This window comes from Chryseobacterium lactis, assembly GCF_003815875.1.
Lineage (GTDB): Bacteria > Bacteroidota > Bacteroidia > Flavobacteriales > Weeksellaceae > Chryseobacterium > Chryseobacterium lactis.
The window spans coordinates 5121956-5142879 of sequence record NZ_CP033924.1 but is presented as its reverse complement, the minus strand read 5'-3'; the positions used below and the strand labels follow the sequence as shown (position 1 = coordinate 5142879).

Sequence of the window (20924 nt, the reverse complement as noted above, 5' to 3'; positions counted from 1 at the left end):
TATCAGGAATATACTAAAATTTCTATTTGAAATTAGAAAAAAATAGTACGATAAATTGGATTTTTAACTTTCATTTTTTTAATTTCAAGTTTCATAACTATGGAAGATACAATTAATTCAAAATTTGACGCTAATTCAGGACAGATTTTTAGGATCACCTATAAGAATAGAGATTTTCAGATTCGACTTTTAAAACGAGGAATTACTAAGGATATCATTGAAGTAGACCTTCTACTGGATGGAGTGATTCAAAAACTTCTTAAGAGAGACAAAACTTGGTATTTTGAAAACTCAGATGCGGATCAGGAACTTGCAAAAGATATATGGAGGGCAATTTCATTACGCTATCGGCTATAAAATCGATAATTCCTTACGGAAACACGTAAAAGTAAGACCTGTATAGATGTTGAAAATTTACTATGTTGGACGCTCATTCTTTTTTAAGCATCAACTCCCTAAATCATAAGCTTTTTTAATACATTTCATTCCTATTAAAATTTAAAAGTCTATATCTCAACTTGATACCGTGAAAACACCCATTAAAAATATGGGGTTTTCCCCCATACCGTGTATCGATTTTTTTTATAATATTGCCAGAATACCGCTAAGAAACCAGATGTTGATTATTTCTAAACGTATCTTATAATAATAAGATGCATGGATCTTTATTTTCATAGGTTTCCTGGCACTAACCAAAAAACATTTTATAGCCTATGAAAAGAATTGATTTTTCAAGAGTCATGCTCTGTGCGTTTCTTTTAGGTTCCCAATTAGCATTTTCCCAATTAATTTCCGGGGAAACTCAAATTTGGGAAAAAATAGATCCTCATTCAAGAGACGCTCTCAAATGTAAGGACGAAAATCTTTTGAACTTCCATTGTGGAATAAAAGATAAAGTCGTCAAAAAATTTATCAGGTATAGTAAGAATAAAAGTCACACACTCAGTCTTGTTCATACTGCCAAAGCGAATGAATTGATATGGGATAATCCCGAAAAAAATGTCGCACTTTCAAATAACCGTTACCAGAAAGGGGAAAAGAATGATATAGAATTAAAAAAGCGGCCAAGTATTTTTAGTTATATGAGCAGTCCTGATCGGGCAAAAGGTAAAACTGATAGCCTTAATATTAAATTATCCGACCAGAACCTTCATGAAATGATTTTTTATCCAAGAAGGGCCACACAAAAAGAATTGAATAATATCCACTCTTATCTTTCGATAAAATATGGAATCTCATTAGACAATTCAAAATATTATAATAGTGAAGGAACTGTTATTTGGGACCCCGACAAACACAGAAACTTTAAGACCAGGTTAACTGGAATGGGCAGGGATGATGGAAATGAGCTTTACCAAAAACAGTCAACCAATATTGAAGATCGAATCCTGACCATAGGGTTAAATGAAATCAAACGAACCAATGCGGAAAACTCGTCGCTATTAAACAACAATGAATTTATCCTTTGGTCCGATGACGATAAAGACCTCAACTTATCTCAGGAGGGAAATTTTTCGAAATTGAACCGCAATTGGCAAATAAATCTTTTAGGCTCTAAGGTCCAAAAATCCGGTTATTCCCTAAGAATCGAAAAATCAATCTTAAATCCCAGATCTTTACCCACAATATATTGGCTTTTAATAACCAATACTGCTGGGGACACAAGAAAGATTCAAGGGATAGAAACGGACAATTATATTTTTTTCAACAAAGTGGACTTTATTAAAGATGATGAAACAGGTGATTCCGCACTTTTTACATTTGCTATAAGTCCTACCAAAGATATCAAGGAAAAGGACGAAACAGTTATCAATAAAGCTCTTGATCCTAATAACCTTTCCCTTGATCTTGAAAAAATTGTCCTATACCCGAATCCAGTTAAGAAAGGACAGAATTTTACTTTACGTTTTCCGCCAATGGAAAATTTAACGGTTTCTATATATGACGGCGCAGGTAGATTGGTCGCGTTGGATAAAGTTGACAGGAACTCCAATCATTATGTGAACCAGTTACCAACCCAGAGTTCATACCTGATTAATCTCACGCAGAATGGGAAAATCATTAAAACTTTCAAATTAATCGTAGAATAATAACACCATGAGAATCGATTTACACAAACTTCCTAGTAAGAAGTCGTGTCTCTTTGTGCTTTTCTTTACCTGTATGCTTGTATTCGCAAGTTTTGATAAAGATGATAGGCAAAAGGTACGCATGCTTAAACAGGATTTAATGACTAAATTAAATCTTGGTAACAAACCATCTTCTACGGATGCAAAAGATCCGCCAGAGGAAAAAGCAGAACATTCGCTTTCCCAACCACTAAATCAAAATTGGGAAAAGCCATCAACAGAAATTTTTGAAAGCAATAAAGTAACTGATGAAAACATCGACCGAAATTCAGTTATTGATGCTTTTGATGCTGACGAAAATCAGGGAACTATCGGAACTTTCTCTGAAAAAGAGACAGATAATATTTCTGATAATTTCTTTAACATTCAGATAGAAGGGAAAATTGACAGATCAAAAACTGCATTTTTGGAGTATGATCTTTTTGGCCTTGATGATTATAAATCTGTATCAAGATCTATCAATCATGATATTGCTATAGGCGGAGAAGTTATTCGACCTAATGCGGATTGGAGCCACCAGAAAGAGGAATTCAATATTGATCTTTTAAAAAGTGGCAATAATACTATATTATTTACCCCACCATCCGCTGGCATTAAATATAAGATCAAGAATTTAAGGATAGTGTTTTCTTCTGATCCTGATTTATCTGATGATCTAAAAATCAGCAGCATACTTTCTTCAAATAAACTTTATGTCCGAGGATATTCCAAGAAATCACAAAGTTTAAAAATCAATAATGAGACTGTTGAGAATAACGGAAAGGAATTTGAGAAACTAATTGATCTCTCAGAACAGGACAATCGAAATGGAACATATACCGTTCATCATGGAAATCAAATCAGGACACTTAAAATTCCGGAAGCTGTAAAATCTTTCAAGATAGTCGGCAGGGATAATTACACTCCTAAAACACTGGAAATTTTAAATGGGCAAACTTATGATTTAAGTTATGAGCACTTAAATGTCAATGTTGAGAAAGGAACCTCGGAATCTGCACTGATAAAACTGCAGAAACTACGTGATAAGGATTTTCCTTCAACAACTCAGGGAATTAAAAATGTTACGCCCAATAATTCGGCATATAGAATATCCCTTGAATCTGGAAGCTTAAGTAAAAAGCTTAAAGTTTCAATGCCTTATGATGAAAGGAAATTAGGGCAAACTTCTCCTAAAGATATTCGAATTTTTTACTTTGATTATAGTAATAAACAATGGAAAATTGAACCATCAGCCGTTGTTGACGAAAAGTTAAAACTTGTCGTTTTCAATGCGGGACAGGATAATGATTATATAAATGGTATAATCTCCGTACCCGAATCACCAACAATCAATTCTTTTGCGCCAACTTCTATCAGTGGATTGAAATCTGCTGATCCGACTTCAGGCGTACAGCTGATGGCACCGCCAACAGCAAATCAGAAAGGTGATGCTGCCATTTCCTATCCAATTCAAATTCCGGCAGGAACCAATGGAATGCAGCCGCAATTGAACATTACCTATAACAGTAGCAAAGGAAATGGCTGGATGGGTGAAGGTTGGGATATTACTGGAATTTCAGGTATCACATTGGATACACGTTGGGGTACTCCAACATTTGATCCAAGCTATGAATCTGAGATTTACCTCTTGGATGGTGAAATGTTAATCTATGAAGGCGACTACCTTCCTCACAGGCATCTTAATGCTCAGGGAAGTATGGATATAACAAGACAGCCTAGAAGTTCCGGAAAAAAGAACTTCTATCTGAGAAAAAATAACAACTTCACAAAGATTGAAAGATATGGTTCCTCACCGACAAGTTATACATGGGTAGTAACCACCACTGATGGAACTAAAAAGTATTATGGTGGAACCGAATCTACCGTTGACAATAATGCCGTTGTTCAAAAGGACAATGGATCAATAGTCCAATGGGGAATTGTAAAAGAACTTGACGTTCATAACAATAATATAAAATATTATTATCTCAATAAGCTATTTACACAGGGAATGGTACCGATTTCGGGAGATAATATAAATCTTGAAAAAGGAAGACAGTTCCATATTGATAAAATTGTGTATTCAGGGGTAAATGATAATGATGGACCATATCAGATTCATTTTTCCTGTAAAGAACCCACAAGGCCGGATTATTCCATAAACACAAAAGATGGTGTAAAAAGGGTTGAAATTGAAAGACTGGACAATATATCTGTCACGAATACCGCACAGGCTGTCAGAAATTATAGTTTTACCTATACCACAGGAAAATTCTATAAATCACTTTTAAAATCGATTTCTGGCCCTGGTGTCAATTATCAGCTGGATTATCATGATGACACCGGCAATGCCATATTTGGCCCTGATAAATTTGTAAATGCTCCGGCACCGGATGCATTCTCAGGCGCAGTTAATTCTGCACTGACCCCTTCAAGAATCAGTGCGGATAATAATTTTGAATGGGGATGGGCATTAAGGACAGGAGCAGGGCTAGGACTTTTTATTCCACATAGATCAGGCGATAAAAATTTTATGGTTTCCGGATTTGTTGGTGAATCATATCCCGATATTAAAAGAGGACAGGAATTACTTGATTTTAATGGTGACGGGATTGTAGATATCCTTTATAGGAAGAGAAATGGAGATAATGGGATCAAGCTTATCCCCGGATCGTGGGAAAATGGTAATCTGGTTTTCAACAAACCGGAATTAAACGTACTGAATTTAAATAGCAATTTCACGAAAACCACAGGTAGTACATTTAATGCCGGAGCCACCGTTTTGTTCAATTGGTGGAAAATGGGCTTCGATTTCACGAAGAGCTGGTCTGAAAGCGAGTCTAAAACTCCAGTTTATCTTTTAGATGCTAATTCAGACGGTCTGCCCGATGTGGTTAAAGACGATAAAGTATGGTTCAATAAAATAAACGCCAATGGGCAGCCAGAAATGGTAACAACCAGTGACATGACAGAAAACATGGTCATGAAGGGTAATGTCCCCGTCCCGTACACAGAACCCGAAGATCTTGACGACGACGAAGGTGAAGAGCCTGTTAAAGCAAAAAATGATGTCGTAAAAGTCTGGATCGCTCCAAAAGCTGGCTATGTGACTATTTATGATCATATTTCAATTACTGACATCCAGGAAACCAAAGCACGGGCCGTCTACTCGATTGAAGTTAAGAATCCTAACGATACTTCAAAAAATGGTAGGGTTTATTTGACCACTTTAGCAGGAGGAAACCCAAATATAGACCTCAAAATCACAAAATATGATGAATATCCAGGAACTCCTTTAGGAATCAATAATTCTTCGCGAATTCATGTAGAGTCAGGTGACAAAATCTATTTCCGTCTGCATAAGAAGACCGGTATAAACTATGAAGTAAACACCACACCTTCGGTAGAATTTGTAAACGCTAACGGTTCGCCGATAGTTGATTCTCCTGAAGAAGAAATAGATGACTTCATGCCAAATAATCTAAAATATGAGGAAAACTTTGTTCTTAACAACCTGACAAAGACATTGAAGTACGACTATTTTGGAACCAAGCATCTTACCATTCCAGGGTTTTCAGTACCAAAATTAAACGATAATGTTACCTTCAAAATAACCTTATCCAAGGCAGAGGTAGTAAATCCTTGGGACGTTACCGTAATTTATGAAAAAACATATTCACAATCACTCGGAACCGTAAACATTGATCCAGTGGATATGGACTTTTTTGTACCACCACCAATACCAGGTGGATACCATTTAAAATTCTCAGTCATATCAGATTCTTACATGAACAAAGAAATTGAGTGGAAGAATATTTCGGTAACGACAGATGGTTATGTTAATATCCTTGATGTACCCGACTATCCATCTTATTATGTAAGGGATTTTAAAAAGAAATTTCATGTTGCAGATTTGGGAGCCAACCCACCACATGGAACAAACGATTACTTTATTTCTATAAACAAGAATTTTGCTTTTACTCCATCTTTGGAAGGTAACTTCATGTATGTTATAAAAAAAGGCGGACTTGTATTGGAAAAAAGATGGGTTAAATTGACCAATTCAGGTATTACTGAAACCTCTTTGAATGGTTTTCTCAATCCGATTAAGTTTTATACTGGTGATCCTTACCAATCCGTTCAGCTCGATGATAGGATTAATATTGTTGTTTATTGCGCTACCCAAAAAGATCGTGCAGCCTATGAATCTTTAAAATCGCAATTGCAGAATCAGATATTCAATATCTATGCTGGAACGAATACGAATCTTTGGTCTTTTACGGTGGAGACAGCAATATTTACTGCTGAGTTCAATACAATTAGTGCGGTTTATCGCAACTGGGGACAATTTATTTACAATGAGAGTAAAGATGTCAAAAAAACGAATAATTCCCTTACGCCACCTGGAGGTCCGCGTGATATACCTACAGCTCCATCGGGCGTAACAACACCAGACTATACAATCAACACAGATACACCAAAAGATTCTTATGGAGCATTGATCAATAATGAATTCCTTGATTCGCCATTCGGGATGTTCAATTATAACTTTTCTTCTTGCTCTGGAATAACTAATCAGGACCAGTACGGAGAGTGTGTCGGTGATATTATTCAGGCAGATTTCCAGAATATAGCAAACACAAACATTCTTGCAGGCTTTAATCCAATTGTTCCAATGAATACCTATTACACAAAAGGTGATAATGGAATCGTGGAGAAATGGATAAATAATGGTTTTACTGAACAGTTCTCAAAGGCAAGGTCTTTCAGGGATGAAGAATCTATGGCTCCGTTTTTTGTAGACGATGATCCAGATGAGCAGGATATCGAAGTGCAGGGAAATCCCAACACCGCCATGTACGCAATAGAGAAGAAACAAAAAAGCAAGGCCAAAACTACTAATTGGGGGATCGGCATTCCTGTTATTTCACATTCAACTTCTGAGCTAAGAGGATATGGAAACATCAATACGCAGGATTTCTTTGATGTAAACGGTGATGGTTATCCTGATATGTTATATAGAACAGAATCCCAATTAACAAATGCATTGGGAGGTCTTAGAAGTGCACAGGGGAGAAATCTAGAAAATAACCCTGACTCGGTTATTTCAAATAACGATAGTTTTCAGAAAACAAATACAATTGCATTCAATGTTTCTGCGGTGAAAACTGTCGGTAGAAATACCTCAAATTCTAATTCCGATTCTAAACCTGATACCTCAGCAGCATGGTCAGGAGGTGTTGGAGTCTCTGATTATCCTGATTCCTATGACAGAGGTGTAAAATATTGGATCGACATTAATGGGGATGGTTTGGTAGATAGAGTTGAATTAAACGATGGCCAGGTCAGATATAAACTCAACTATGGCAACGGACTTGTTAATAATCCTTTTGAAGACTATCCAAATTTAAAAACCTATGAATCCAAGCCTGTTGGCTCAACTTCTGTTAGCATAGGAGGCGGTCTTTCAGGAATGATTTCTCAAACCGCTACTTTCAGTTCTGGTTGGGGTATCTCAGGTAATTTAACTGGATCTTCATCTACCGGAAGTTCAAAACTTATGTTCCAGGATATTAATGGAGATGGAATGATTGATCTAATTTCAATGGATAATGATGGAAATACTTCTGTATCCTACAACATGGGTAATAAGTTCGCTCCGGCGCAGGGTCTTTCAAAACAAGGGGGTATAGTTAATTTCGGGAAGGACAGTCGAACATATAATGGGGCACTTACCTTAAATGGTGGATTCTATATCAATGTTCCAATTGTTTGGCTATTTGGAATTACCATTCTCTATTTCCGTGCGGGGGCAGATATGAGCGCGAATATTGGCGTTTCAATGTCTGAAATTGAAAAAGGATTAAGAGACGTAAACGGTGATGGATTCCCAGACTTGGTAATCAACAATGGTAGCGGCTTACAGGTAAATTATTCGAGAATTGGAAGAACAAATAAGTTATCCAAAGTTACAGAAAAGTCTACCAATGGTACATTTACCATCGACTATGCTTATACAGATCCATCCTACAATGATCCTCATTCGAAGTTGGTCATGAAGGAAGTAAAGATTCTCAATCCAAATGTTGATTCTGACGGATATACAACATCAACCGATAAAAATATCGTAACAAGATTTGACTATCAGAATCCTAAATACGACAGAAGGGAGCGAACAAGCTACGGATTTGAAAAAGTGATCACTGAGGATATGAACGGTACGAATGTCTACCGTAGAGGTGTGGAGACTTTTTATAATTCCAATTATTACAATAATGGAATCCCTAAAAAAAGTGAGATATACAGCGGAGGAACTACATTAAAAGCAACTTCGGAAAATAATTACAAATTATATAAATACAACAGTAGTTATACTCAACTTGAAGAAATTCCTTCTTCTCAATTTGAAACTTATGATACTGGTGGAACGCAGGGAAATAGAATCGCGATTGTATTACCTTCCGGAACTTCCAACACGACATTTGAAAATGGGGGGTCTATAACCACGAGCTCCACTATGACCTACAATGTCAAAGGTCAGATAATCGGATATCGCTATAACAGCAACGTCGCCGCCGGAAGTTTTTATTCCTCGATTGGATATCATGACATACCATCCTTAACTGCGAAAAATATATTGAATATACCTTCGGAAATTAAGGTCTTTAATAGTTCGAATATTTTAATTCGCCAACGAAGTTCAGAGGTTGATACGAATTATGGCGATCTGACAAAAATTAAGGTGAGTCTTACTTCAAGTCAAACCGCAGATACAGAACTTACATATGATTCCTTTGGAAATGTAAAAACGGTGAAAGACCCCGTTGACTATCTCCTTACTTACGAGTATGATCCAACAGGAAAATATGTGACAAAAGTAACTGATAGTTTTGGCGTATTTTCATCTGCAACTTATGATTCAAGATGGGATACCATATTGGAATCCATAGATGCTACTGGTAATAAAATAACTTATGAATATGATAATTATGGTAGGTTAACTAATATTCTAGCACCAAAGGAAATAGGTGTTTCGCCTTATACGGTAAAATATTCCTATTTTCTGACACCTTATTCAACCACAGGTACGCAGATAAACCTATACGGCGCAACTACGCAGAACTATGATCCTGACAATCCAACAAATCCAATTGAAACTATTTCATTAGCGGATTTTACGGGAAAAACTGTACAGGTGAAGAAGGACATTTTTATTGCAAATGCTGAGAAAATGTCGGTTTCTGGAATGACATCATATGATGTTTTAGGTAGACCAATTAGACAGTATCATCCTACAATGGAGGCAAAAGATGCTGTTCTGAACAAAAAACTCAAATTAACCCTTTCTCCTTATTCCAGTTCTATTCAATATGACAATCTTGATAGGCCAATTATTGAAATTGATGAAGATGGAAATGTGACAGATACCTCATATAGTATTGAAGGTACTTCCATGAAAAAAACTGTAAGTCAATTACAGAATCCGGGCAGTACAATGAAATCTGAAACATTATCAAATGCGGAAGGAAGAACAGTAATTGCTAAAAACTATCTGGGAACTTCAATTTTAGTTTCCCAGTACACGTATGATATTGTTGGACAGCTTCTCTCGTTAAAAGATCCTGAAAATATTGAGTTTAAATACGATTATGATTTAGGTGGAAGAAGAACTTCAGAAAAGCATCCTGATCATGGAACGACAAGGTTCACATATGACAAGGCAGGTAAAATGACGACAAGGTTATCTCCAAATCTTGGCCAATCCAGTGCGATCTCCTATAAATACAATAAAAATAGGTTGATGGAAATAACTTACCCTAATCTTCCTAATGGAGCCACTAATCCTAATAATGTCAGATATACCTATGGTATCGCTGGAACAGCAACTGGAAGGTTAGCTTCAAAAATTGACGGTACGGGGCAGACTAAATATACTTACGGAACATTGGGTGAAATAGTATCTGAAAATAGAAAAATTACTGGATACAACATTCCGACAATGAATTTTATTACTAACTATGAGTATGATAGCTGGAACCGTATTAAAACAATAACCTATCCTGATGGAGAAATCGTAAAGTACAAGTATGATTTAGGCGGAAATTTAAAATCCATAAAAAGCCAGCAGAATGGGGATTACGTAAAAGATATTCAATATGATGAATATGAGCAGCGAACCAAGATCCTAAATGGAAATGATACCTATTCACTGTTTACTTACGAACCAAAAACCAGATATCTTGCTTCTCATACGCTTACTAAGGATAATTACACAACCTATCTTGCTAATAGCTATAAATATGACTTTGCGGGGAATGTAGTTTCTAATATCAATAGCAGTATTTTAACACCTAACCAATTAGGGGGAAGTTACCAGCTTCTATATGGATATGATAGCTTGAACAGGCTTACACATGCGGTAGGGGCAATGCTAAAAGATATAAAAGAAGATCCTAATAACCCTTCTAATGTTGGAGCAAGTTATGAGACAACCCTAACTTACACTACTGGAAATGGCTTTAAAGGAAAAAACCAGACCCATGTGGTAAGCGGTATAACAAATCCTTTAAATACTTACAATAATAGTTACAAGTACGTCAAAGGAACCCATATGGTCACTTCTGTTACCGATTTGAACAATGGGTTTGTAGAAAGTTTCAAATATGACCTGAACGGTAATCCAATAGATCTAAATTCACCAAATGGCACTGTCTCGATGGCGTGGGATGAAGAGGACAATATGAAAGCCTACTTTAAAAAGGCTGATGGTATATTCCAGTATTATTCCTATGACAATAAAGGCGACAGAACTATTAAGTATAATTTACAGGAAGGTCCTAAATTATATCAGAATGGGTCACTCGTTGATGGCACAATGCAGCTGTATGGATACAAAGTCTATCCGAACTCCTATGTTGTGGTAAGCTCAGATAATACTTATACAAAACATTATTATGCCGGAACACAAAGGATCGCAAGCCGATTGGCAGACAATCCAGGTCTTTTTAACAGAGTAGCAGTAAACCAAAATGTCAACGATGATAAGGACAGTGTGCCTGACGTTGAAACTGAATTTAAAGCTTACTCAGAAAAAATGGGTGTAGATATTACAAAACTGGAAACTGAATTTGCTAAAAACAGTTCACAGGCAGGACTATATTATTTACACAGTGATCATTTATCGACAGCAAATTTTGTCACAGATGCAAATGCCGTAGCAACACAATTTTTCCTAAATTTACCTTTTGGTGAAACGTTCATTGAACAGCAGGTTCCTGGAGTCTATGAAAATCCATACAAGTTCAATGCAAAAGAACTGGATAGTGAAAGTGGCCTATATTATTATGGTGCAAGATACTATAATCCAAGACTGAGCATCTGGTATGGCGTAGATCCACTAGCTATCCATAATCCGGTTATGGAGCACCAATTTTATGGGAATGGTCAACATAATTCAGGATTCTATTTCATAGGTAATTTAAACCCATATATTTATACCTATCAAAATCCTGTACGATACACTGATCCAAATGGAAAACAGGTTGATACTGTTATTGATGGTCTCAAAAAGATGTGGAATGGGATCAATCCTTGGAAAGCCGTTGAAGGTAGTAAAGATGGTCCTAGGGTTCGCTCAGGCGAGGAAAGATTTCAGGAGTTTAGAACAGGAACTATACAGGCTGCTAAAGGAGCGGCAACGGCTGAAGTTGGGCATGTTGTCCTCGATGCAGCTGGTGTTGTTGATCCTACTCCTGTTTCAGATACGGCAAATGGTATTTGGTACGTCTTTGAAGGTGACTGGAAAAATGCTGCAATCAGTGGCATATCGGTTGCCCCCTATATAGGTGATGGTGCTAAAGGTGTTAAATATGGTGGAAAAATTATAACGCAGATACAAAAACACCACATTATTCCTCAGCAACTATATAAATTAATGCCAGAAATCGGAGATTTCATATTAAAGAATTCAGGTATAAATTTAAAGAAATTACCAAATAGATTTCATGGAAATCACCCAGCTTATACAAATTGGGTGAAAAATAAGATTGACGATTTATTAGCTGAGGGCGATCTTACGAAAGAAGGACTTGAAGGAGTAATAAAAGAAGCTAATATTGAACTTAATAAAGCCTATAAAGAGTTTAAAGAATCAGGGCAGTCATTGAATGATTATTTTAAAAACAAAAAGAAATAACATGCATAAACAGAAAAATTATTATCAAATTGAACCGACCATAGACAGTAAAATCATTGGCAAAAGTGAATTGGCACTTTCAGTTGAAATTACCAATAAACAATTTTTGGCATTCCGAAAAGATAAATTGGTCTATGTTGACAATTATTTTGAACAGACTGAACCATATAAGGATTTTCCCAAAAATATAACAGGCAAAATGTATCAGAGAAAGAAATCTCCCATTGATATTATGCAAGTCATGCCAATGTGCCTGGGAATTCCATTTATTATTAGTGGAAAAGTAAAGGAAATATTAGAGAACTTAAATATAAAAAAATCCGAATACCATTTGGAAGATTTGAGTATCGATGGATCTTCAGAGCCATTTTATTTTCTCTTTATTCCTATGCTTAAAAATTCTGAGACAATTGATTATTCCAAGAGTGTTTTCTATAGTACATTACAGGATAGATTTGCTGTTTTTGATACTTATGAAAAATATCTCACAGAAAAGAACAATAGATTCAAAGTTAAAAATCTGTTTTTATCTAAAGCACTGGAAAGTCAGGATATTATAAGTGTCCAGGCAGCAGGACCGTTTTTTAGCGAAAGAATAATTGATGCCTTCAAAGAAAATCATGTCATTGGTTACGATATAATAAAGGGCGGAGATTTTAAAGTAGACCTTAAATTCTCCTGATTTTATGTTGATGTGAATGTTTTTGAAACCACCGAAAGGTGGTTTCTTTTTTGCCATTTAAAAATTAAAAATGATTAACTTTAATTGTGGTAAATCATTGACAAATAATTGAATGGGCAATCTTTTTGAGAATAAAATAATTGAAATCATATCAGAAGGTGTAAAAATTGCTGTATCTGAACATACGGTAAATGATCAGCAAATATATCGACTGATCTTTTCCGATGATAGATTACCTCTTGTAATTACACGTATTTCCACTTTTTCTGGTAATAACTGGACAAGTGTTCCGCAGGGAAGACAGAAAGAAGCTGAATTATTTGGTAATGAAATCCTAAAACATTTAAAAAAATAATGATATGTGTTATTATAACGGACAACGTGTTTCAAGAGCTGAGTTCATTCGTTTAATGGACTTGGAAAAAGCGGTTGTGAATTATGATTTTTTAAATCAGGATCTGCACGAGGGTTTTAATTATGGAAAGATAGCGGTTCTGCGTCCTTCCGAAGACAAATGTAATTTTGAAATTGTGCAAATGGAATGGGGTTTCATCCCTTCTTATATTAAAAATCGCGATGCGGTTCAAAAGATGCGTTTTGGATACAAAGACTCCCTGGGTAAGTGGCATCAACCCTATACAACACTTAACGCTAAAGGAGAAGAGCTTCTGCTGATCGATGAAAATTCGGGCAAGGAAAAAATGTTTCGCAAAGCTGCACTTGATCGAAGATGCCTTATCCTGTCTAGTGAATTCTACGAATGGCGACACATTTATCGTCTGAACAAAAAGACAAACCAGCCTTTAAAAACAGCAGATAAATATCCTTACCATATTGGTTTAAAGGACAAAGAGTATTTTTTTATTGCAGCGATATGGCAAAACTGGATTGATAAGGAAACCGGAGAAACAATTGACTGCGTAGCCCTGGTAACAACAGAAGCAAATAGCTTAATGAGACAAATTCATAATTCAAAAAAACGTATGCCAACAATGTTGCCTGATGACCTTGCCTGGGAATGGATGATGGAAGATCTGGATGAAAAAAGAATTACTGAGCTGGCAACCTATCAGATAAATCCTACTGAAATGGTCGCTTATACGGTTGAAAAAGAATTTAAAACAACCGGTACTCCTTCAAAGGCTTTCGTTTACGATGAGATCCCTGATCTTTCTTATGAAGTCTAACAGTTAAAAATGATCGGCTAAAAAAATCCCATTACATAGAAGTTGCCGTTTTAAATATTTAAAGTTGGTCAATAAATTGGTTAGATGATGGGAATTGTCATACTAATGACTTCTTATGCACCATCAAAAACAAATAGATGTATTCCATGTTTTAAACTTTGCATGTATAGGGTTGTTATTGCCTTGTGATAGGATCAACCTAATATGTCATTTCTTTATTAATTTCTGAATTCTATAAAAAATATGAATGGAATAATTTTTCAGCATAACAAGGCCCATATCGGATGTTCTGCTAAATTTATGTTTATTCCTGAGCCTGGGCAAAGGTCAATTCCAGCAATAGCTGAATTTCAAGGTGGTGAAAAAGCATATGCCGTAATAGAAGAGGTAAATGCTCTTGAAGTTGTTTTAAGAATAGGTGAATACTTAGATGCCAAAGGACTCAAAGTTCCTGAGAAAGTATGGCGCATGAGATATGATAAAGACAATGACCAATGGCAAATTGTTGGTAGTTTTTTATCTAATGAAAATCTAAAAAACAACCGAAGAAAGAAATCAAAAATTGGAAAGATTTAATTTTTTTATTCGATTTTTTTAATCTTTGTTTTCCAACACAAACTGAAAGGTAGAACCTTTACCTTCTTCACTTTCCACACTTATAATTGAATTGTGATAATGCAATATCTCTGCGACAATATAAAGGCCGATACCAAAGCCGGAAATATTCGCAAGTTCCTTCCTTTCGACCCTAAAGAATCTTTTAAAAAGTTCTTTCTGATCTGCATTACTTATTCCGACACCTTCATCACTGACAAAAATCCTTAAAGAAGCATTACTGATTTTCTCACAGCCTAACACAATAGTTCCGCCTTCGGGGGAATATTTTATGGCATTGGTCAAAAGATTTGTTAAGACCTGACCGATTTTATCTCGGTCGGCAAGCACTTCATGAGAGGAATTACATTGAATCTTTATTATATGCTTTTCGCTGATATATCTTGCCTCCGATACGATCTCCTGCAACAAACCTAAAATTTGAAAATATTCAAAATGCATCCTGATTTTACCCTCCTCGATCTTTGCGAGGTTCAGAAAATCCTGAATCATCGAAGTCATCCGTTTCGCCTGATTTTCGATCCCGACTGACAAGTTTCTTCCTATTTCCAAATTATTATTCTTAAAACCTCTTTGCATGGCCTGAGAACTTAATAATATGGAAGTAAGCGGTGTTTTAAGCTCATGGCTCACCATTGAAACAAAATCATTTTTCCTTCTTTCTTCCTGTTTTTTTTCCGAAATATCCCTGGCTATTTTGGATATTCCCATGATTTCACCATTGGCGTTCTTAATGGGTGATATTGTCAGGGACACATCTAATAGTTTACCAGATTTTGTCAGCCTCTGCGTTTCAAAATGATTTATGGATTCCCCAGCCCTGAGTTTTTCCAAGATATAATCTTCTTCCCCCAAGCGCTCTTCAGGGATTATCTTTATGATCGGCTGACCGATCATTTCATCGGCACTGTAACCGAATATTGTTTCTGCAGAACTGTTCCAGGTACTGACAACTCCATTCAATGTTTTACTTATGATGGCATCAAAAGAAGAGTTCACTATGGCCACAAGTTTTGAATGGTACTCTTCTGAATTTTTTAGATCTGTAATATCAAGTACGCAGCCGACGACCCTGTGTAAACCTTCGCTTACTTGTTTCTGTATAATTCCCTGCACCCTGATCCAGACAGGAATAGCATTCGATTTTAAAAATCTAAAAATAATATCAAACTCACCGTTATCCCTATATTTCACATCTGAAATATGGGATTCCACCTTTTCTTTATCTTCCGGGTAAATATAATCTTTAAGCAGACCACCTGCATCAACTTCTATCGGGATTTCAAGCATCTGCCGAAGTTCATCTGAAATTTGGATATTTCCGGTAATTAAATCTAATTCCCATATACCCAAGTTAGATGCTGAAATCGCAAGCCGTAAACGTTCCGCACTTTCCGCAAGTAGATGGTGAAGTTCGTTCTTGCGTTTTTCTTCTTTGACCAGCTCGGTTACATCTCTGGTGAAACATCGCGTATGGATAAATTTTCCGTCCTCTATCAGTACATTTGAACTGATTCTGACATATTTGACATCCCCATTTTTGGACAGTAGACTGGCCGGAAAATCCTGTACCGTTTCATTATTGGAAAGTTTAACCAATAGCTCCGAAATTATATCACTATCGGCATGAAAATTCTGGATCGGAAAACCAATATATTCTTCTTTGGTATATCCCAGAAGATCGAGTTCGGCCTGGTTTGCCCAGATAATAATACCGTCCCCATTTACCCAGTGAAGGGGCATACTTCCGTTTTCGATAAAATCCGTCAGCTCTTTCACACGATATTTTAGCGATTCTAATTCGATTCTCAGATCCTCTACATTTTCAGGTTGGGCCATAGTCAATTAACTTTCGATATTTTAACTAAGTAAATTTATTAATTATACAAATATATAGCGCAATAATCATTTATTTATCCTACGTGGTATGGCTTATTTCACAACTGGTTAAATATCAGTGATGTGCGAATAAAATAACTGTGCGATATAGAATTTGTATGTATTAACAGAAGAGATTAAATAGAGGCTGGGCAAAATACCCAGCCAAACGTTACTAATAGTATTAATGGAGCGCGTTTAAATAAAACAAATACAGAAATCATTTGTTTAGGCATTTCTATAATATTTAGGTCAAAAAAACACTGCTTGCTATTCTATTTTACTGCAAATTATTTTTAATTTTAGTAAGCTTATATCGCTATAACAATTAATTTACCTCTAAACCTATATTTCGATGCAGTATAGATCTTTGGGAAAAAATGGGCCAAAAGTTTCTGCAGTATCCATTGGTACACGCAGTATGACACCAAATAGGGATATTGATTCCACGGAAAGTTCAAGAATAATTAAAGTGTTAGAAACAGCAATAGAAAAGGGCATTAATTTCATAAATACCGCTGATTTTTACAGTATGGGCTTAAATGAAATGCAGATCGGAAAAGCCATAAAAGGAAAGAGAGACAAAGTTTTTCTCAGTGTAAAAACTGGACTCAGAAGATCTCCGACAGGAGATTATCTCGGTCTTGACTGTACTCCATCTTCGATCAAGAATTTTTGCAACTATTCCCTGACCAGATTGGGTGTTGAGGTCATTGATCTCTACCAGCCCGCACGCATAGACCCCAATGTTCCGTTAGAGGATACCGTAGGAGCAATTGCAGACCTTATTAAAGAAGGAAAAGTCCGATACCTTGGTATGTCAGAGGTAAATGCCCGGCAGCTTAAGATTGCGAATGAAATATATCCGGTTTCCGCACTTGAAATTGAATATTCACTGGCTACCAGATTCATTGAGCATGAAATTTTACCTATGGCAAGGTCTTTGGAAATTTCAGTGATACCCTATTCAGTTCTCTATTATGGTCTCCTTACAGGCGATATTAATGGCCCGTTTTCTAAATCTGATTACAGAAGCACCCTGCCTAGATTCAACAGCGAAAATCTTACGGCAAATCTGGAAATCATTGACTTTCTAAAAGACTTTAGTGCCCAAAAAGGATATAGCCCCAGCCAGATAGCAGTTGCATGGTTGCTCAATCAGGGAAATGATATTATACCTATCATCGGAATGGGATGTCCTGAGAGAGTGTCGGATAACCTGAAAGCACTTGAAATAAAATTTACCAATGAAGAGCTTCTGTTTTTGGACAGCACTTTTTCAATGGGTGCTATTAAAGGCGACCGTTATCCTGAAACACTTAAATCAATAATTCCGTCCTAATTTATTAGCCTAGAGAAATGGTTATTTAATTTTTTCTTTTTCAAACGGAATATCAGAATTAAATTTTATTTTAGTGTTATCTTCCTCCTTAGAAGATGATCAAATATAGCTAAGCACCGAATTCTCTCTCGGTGCTTTCTTTTTCAAGTCAAAAAGTATATCAGTAGAGCAGTTTTGGGTTGTCATTATTATCCCCAACTAAAATATAAATGAAAATGGTTAATATTCCGAATATTTTTTGTCTACTTTCCATATATTTTCTTCCAGTTTTTTAAGGAACCAGGATTTTTTACTCATTTTGGTTCCAGAAGCTGTAACATATTCGTAGACATTCAGGATCAGTTCTTTGTCATTCAGAACTTCCATATCACCTTTTGCTATGATTCCATCAGTAAATTCAATATCTATTTCAAGATATGCGCTGCGGGAAGAGACAGGAAACAATATTTTTCCTATTGAACCAGCATAAAGATGGCTATTGTCAAACATTATCTTTTTCATAATTACGACAGTTTGGACAGATTTAAATTCAATGAAGTAACACCACCTAACCTTACTTTTAAAATGATAATTACTCCTAATGGAACTTTACATACAATTTACGGTTTCTAATTCAGATATCGTTTCAAATTGCCGTATAAAAAGCTAAAGTTATTTCAAATTTTGGGTTTAACATGAAAACGATCTTCTCTAAAAATATAAATAGTTGTCCAATAATAACGAAAGCTATCCTGTTTTGGGATAGCTTTCTATTTTTTCCTCTCGGTTCGATCAACAAATCCTGTCTAATGATGCTTTTATTACAATTACAGGAATTTTTGCAACCACAGACTGAATAAGATCAGAATATTCAGAACAAAAAGACAATTAACAGTTATATAAATTGAACGTTTGCTGAATTTTTTTAAAAAGAAAATGGACAAAACCGGTATTATCAAGGTGATAAAGTAGATGATTGATACTATTTGATTTACCATTTTAAATGTCGTAACCGTCATGCCCAACTTTTCTGATATTTCAGAAATTCTTTCGGGGTATGCGTCTGAATAAAAACCGCTGCCGGTTACCATATGCCAGATTGCACCTACTCCCATGAACGGGGTAAAAAGCCAGAGCACGAGCTGTAATAAGCACACCATAAATGACAGGGCATATAAAACTTTTAATGCTTTCATATTTAAAATTAATGATTAATCCTTACAATCGCTACTCAGTGTACTTAAAGGCTTTTTACCGTCAATTACATCTTTAACCGTATTCCAGTCTGGACGATGGATTTCTTGCTTTCCCGGTGCTGCTTTTCCTCCGTTTTTGTTCACGAAATCTGAAACCATTTTTTGATAAGAATTCCATAATGCATCCGCTTTACCGAATGGCCCTGCATTCGGTACGCCAAAAAAGTTTGCAACTGCTTGGAAATTGCTGCCGTCGATATAGGATAATCTATCCACGCCACGTGTATAAAACGTATAGGAGCCATTCGCATTTTTTACAAAACCAAAATCCCGGTTACCGGACACTGGATGCCCCTTATATTGGGGTTCAAAAATTGTTGTGAAAGTCCAGCCTCCACTATTATACTTACTCACAATAACAGAACCGTTATCAGGGCCTAAAATATCAATTGTAATAACAGCGTTTTTTGGATTACTGGAGTTCCATAAATTTTGGTCAGCAACTCCCCATTTGTCATATGGTGAAAATTTCGAATAATACGTGTCAACAAAATTATTGATATTTTTGCGGATATGTTCCTGAAACTGCTCAGGGGTTGCAGTTTTTCCATTAATAGTCGGCATTTTATCGATATTAATAGGGAAATAATCCATATTGACCAACGGACTGAATGCATCATTTATATCAAGTGCGTGAGAAACAGGACTTCCGAAATATGCTACATCAAATTTCCGAATTTTATCTTTCGTCGATTGGTCAATAGCGAATTTAGCCATTGCTAACCACTTCTTGATTATTGCACAGTCGATATTTGGGATTAAAGCAAAAGGTTTGTTTTTCAGCTGATTTTTCAGTTCATCCACATTTGGTTTAGGGAAATTGTCACTTGGGGCACCTGGAGCTCCACCACCGCCAGTACCTGTTGGGATAGGATCATCGGAACATGCAGCATGGGGTAATTTTGTCTTGGGAAAAGTCCATACGGTATTGAGTTGCCCTTCAACATAACCTTCAACAGTTCTCTGATCTTCTTCTTCCTCTGGCTGACATCTTGGATCACCGGGTAGTCCGCCTGCTTTCAGCTTAGGTGCTGACCTATCTTTAAGCCAGCTATTATCCGCATTAAATGTAGAAAAATATGCCTTTCCTTCATAGTATTTAGTAACGGTAAAGTTGTTATCAAAATATCCTTCAGAAATAATACGTCCTGTAAACCCGTTAGGTATATCTTTCCCATATTCAGGCAGATAGATAACTTTTACAAAATCCCATTCTCTTTTTTGGTTTTTAGTCGCCTTTAAAATCAGGTTGTTGCTTAAGTCGACAGGTATCGAATCGTTCGTGAATATTTTCACATCACTTAACAATTTTACCCTCACAATTGCCGTATCTGCCGTTTTGAAAGTCACGCTGTCCCATAGGATCTGCGTATTGAAATTCTTGCTGAAATTTTTTCTGTCCGCCGGAAGGCCACTGTCGCTATGCTGTTTTTCAAATGCTGCTTTCAGCGAAAGAACCTGTTGATTGCTGTTTTCTAAACTACTGACATGATCTTTTTTGCAGCTCTGAAATCCCACAAATAGGGTCAGGAGCATGCTCAGATAATAAATTCTTTTCATCTACATCTAATAATTGTTATTTAAACTGCTTATTTTTCGTCCATCATAAGATTATATCTAAGACGGTTAACAAAACAAATTGTCCCGAAATATTTTGATTTTTTAATATGATTGAGACATGT

At 36.1% G+C, this 20924-nt stretch carries 11 protein-coding genes; 8 read left to right on the top strand and 3 right to left on the bottom strand.

The features are described 5' to 3' along the window. The first annotated feature begins 99 nt into the window (after window positions 1-99). The 7 genes from EG342_RS22910 to EG342_RS22880 all read left to right on the top strand — a co-directional run bounded on the left by EG342_RS22910 (window position 100) and on the right by EG342_RS22880 (window position 14748). Window positions 100-357 carry a hypothetical protein gene (locus EG342_RS22910; RefSeq protein WP_048506383.1) on the top strand — a complete coding sequence of 86 codons (258 nt, stop codon included), beginning with the start codon at window positions 100-102 and terminating at the stop codon, window positions 355-357. A gap of 356 nt (window positions 358-713) precedes the next feature. Continuing rightward, entirely contained in the window at window positions 714-2090 is a 1377-nt protein-coding gene (locus EG342_RS22905; protein ID WP_048506382.1) for a T9SS type A sorting domain-containing protein, read from the top strand. A gap of 139 nt (window positions 2091-2229) precedes the next feature. Then, window positions 2230-12303: a SpvB/TcaC N-terminal domain-containing protein gene (locus EG342_RS22900; RefSeq protein ID WP_164466666.1), complete on the top strand. Its 10074-nt coding sequence runs from the start codon at window positions 2230-2232 to the stop codon at window positions 12301-12303. Beyond that, window positions 12275-12985 carry a hypothetical protein gene (locus tag EG342_RS22895; protein ID WP_048506380.1) on the top strand — a complete coding sequence of 237 codons (711 nt, stop codon included), beginning with the start codon at window positions 12275-12277 and terminating at the stop codon, window positions 12983-12985. The genes EG342_RS22900 and EG342_RS22895 overlap by 29 nt, the downstream gene beginning before the upstream one ends. Window positions 12986-13097: 112 nt before the next feature. Then, window positions 13098-13340 carry a hypothetical protein gene (locus EG342_RS22890; protein ID WP_048506379.1) on the top strand — a complete coding sequence of 81 codons (243 nt, stop codon included), beginning with the start codon at window positions 13098-13100 and terminating at the stop codon, window positions 13338-13340. 4 nt (window positions 13341-13344) lie between these two features. Next, window positions 13345-14172 (top strand): SOS response-associated peptidase, encoded by an 828-nt coding sequence (locus tag EG342_RS22885; RefSeq protein WP_083429475.1) that lies wholly within the window; start codon window positions 13345-13347, stop codon window positions 14170-14172. A 243-nt stretch (window positions 14173-14415) separates the two neighbouring features. Then, window positions 14416-14748 (top strand): hypothetical protein, encoded by a 333-nt coding sequence (locus EG342_RS22880; RefSeq protein WP_048506377.1) that lies wholly within the window; start codon window positions 14416-14418, stop codon window positions 14746-14748. 18 nt (window positions 14749-14766) lie between these two features. Here the strand turns inward: EG342_RS22880 and EG342_RS22875 are convergent, their stop codons facing one another. Further along, window positions 14767-16626 (bottom strand): PAS domain-containing sensor histidine kinase, encoded by a 1860-nt coding sequence (locus EG342_RS22875; RefSeq protein WP_048506376.1) that lies wholly within the window; start codon window positions 16624-16626, stop codon window positions 14767-14769. Window positions 16627-17020: 394 nt separating this feature from the next. Between EG342_RS22875 and EG342_RS22870 the strand changes: the two genes are divergently transcribed. Next, window positions 17021-18007, top strand: coding sequence for an aldo/keto reductase (locus tag EG342_RS22870; protein WP_048506375.1), 987 nt, complete (start codon window positions 17021-17023; stop codon window positions 18005-18007). A gap of 219 nt (window positions 18008-18226) precedes the next feature. Here the strand turns inward: EG342_RS22870 and EG342_RS22865 are convergent, their stop codons facing one another. Both EG342_RS22865 and EG342_RS22860 read right to left on the bottom strand, forming a co-directional pair. Continuing rightward, window positions 18227-18508, bottom strand: a complete 282-nt coding sequence (locus EG342_RS22865) for a hypothetical protein (RefSeq protein WP_073060384.1) — start codon at window positions 18506-18508, stop codon at window positions 18227-18229. 689 nt (window positions 18509-19197) lie between these two features. Continuing rightward, window positions 19198-20802: a hypothetical protein gene (locus EG342_RS22860; protein WP_103290211.1), complete on the bottom strand. Its 1605-nt coding sequence runs from the start codon at window positions 20800-20802 to the stop codon at window positions 19198-19200. Window positions 20803-20924 lie beyond the last annotated feature (122 nt).

What these genes read in the sequence shown, in the direction of transcription:
- EG342_RS22860 (WP_103290211.1), bottom strand. Translation starts at nt 20,802, where the DNA reads ATGAAAAGAATTTATTATCTGAGCATGCTCCTGACCCTATTTGTGGGA.
- EG342_RS22910 (WP_048506383.1), top strand. Translation starts at nt 100, where the DNA reads ATGGAAGATACAATTAATTCAAAATTTGACGCTAATTCAGGACAGATT.
- EG342_RS22890 (WP_048506379.1), top strand. Translation starts at nt 13,098, where the DNA reads ATGGGCAATCTTTTTGAGAATAAAATAATTGAAATCATATCAGAAGGT.
- EG342_RS22865 (WP_073060384.1), bottom strand. Translation starts at nt 18,508, where the DNA reads ATGAAAAAGATAATGTTTGACAATAGCCATCTTTATGCTGGTTCAATA.
- EG342_RS22870 (WP_048506375.1), top strand. Translation starts at nt 17,021, where the DNA reads ATGCAGTATAGATCTTTGGGAAAAAATGGGCCAAAAGTTTCTGCAGTA.
- EG342_RS22895 (WP_048506380.1), top strand. Translation starts at nt 12,275, where the DNA reads ATGATTATTTTAAAAACAAAAAGAAATAACATGCATAAACAGAAAAAT.
- EG342_RS22885 (WP_083429475.1), top strand. Translation starts at nt 13,345, where the DNA reads ATGTGTTATTATAACGGACAACGTGTTTCAAGAGCTGAGTTCATTCGT.
- EG342_RS22905 (WP_048506382.1), top strand. Translation starts at nt 714, where the DNA reads ATGAAAAGAATTGATTTTTCAAGAGTCATGCTCTGTGCGTTTCTTTTA.
- EG342_RS22875 (WP_048506376.1), bottom strand. Translation starts at nt 16,626, where the DNA reads ATGGCCCAACCTGAAAATGTAGAGGATCTGAGAATCGAATTAGAATCG.
- EG342_RS22880 (WP_048506377.1), top strand. Translation starts at nt 14,416, where the DNA reads ATGAATGGAATAATTTTTCAGCATAACAAGGCCCATATCGGATGTTCT.
- EG342_RS22900 (WP_164466666.1), top strand. Translation starts at nt 2,230, where the DNA reads ATGACTAAATTAAATCTTGGTAACAAACCATCTTCTACGGATGCAAAA.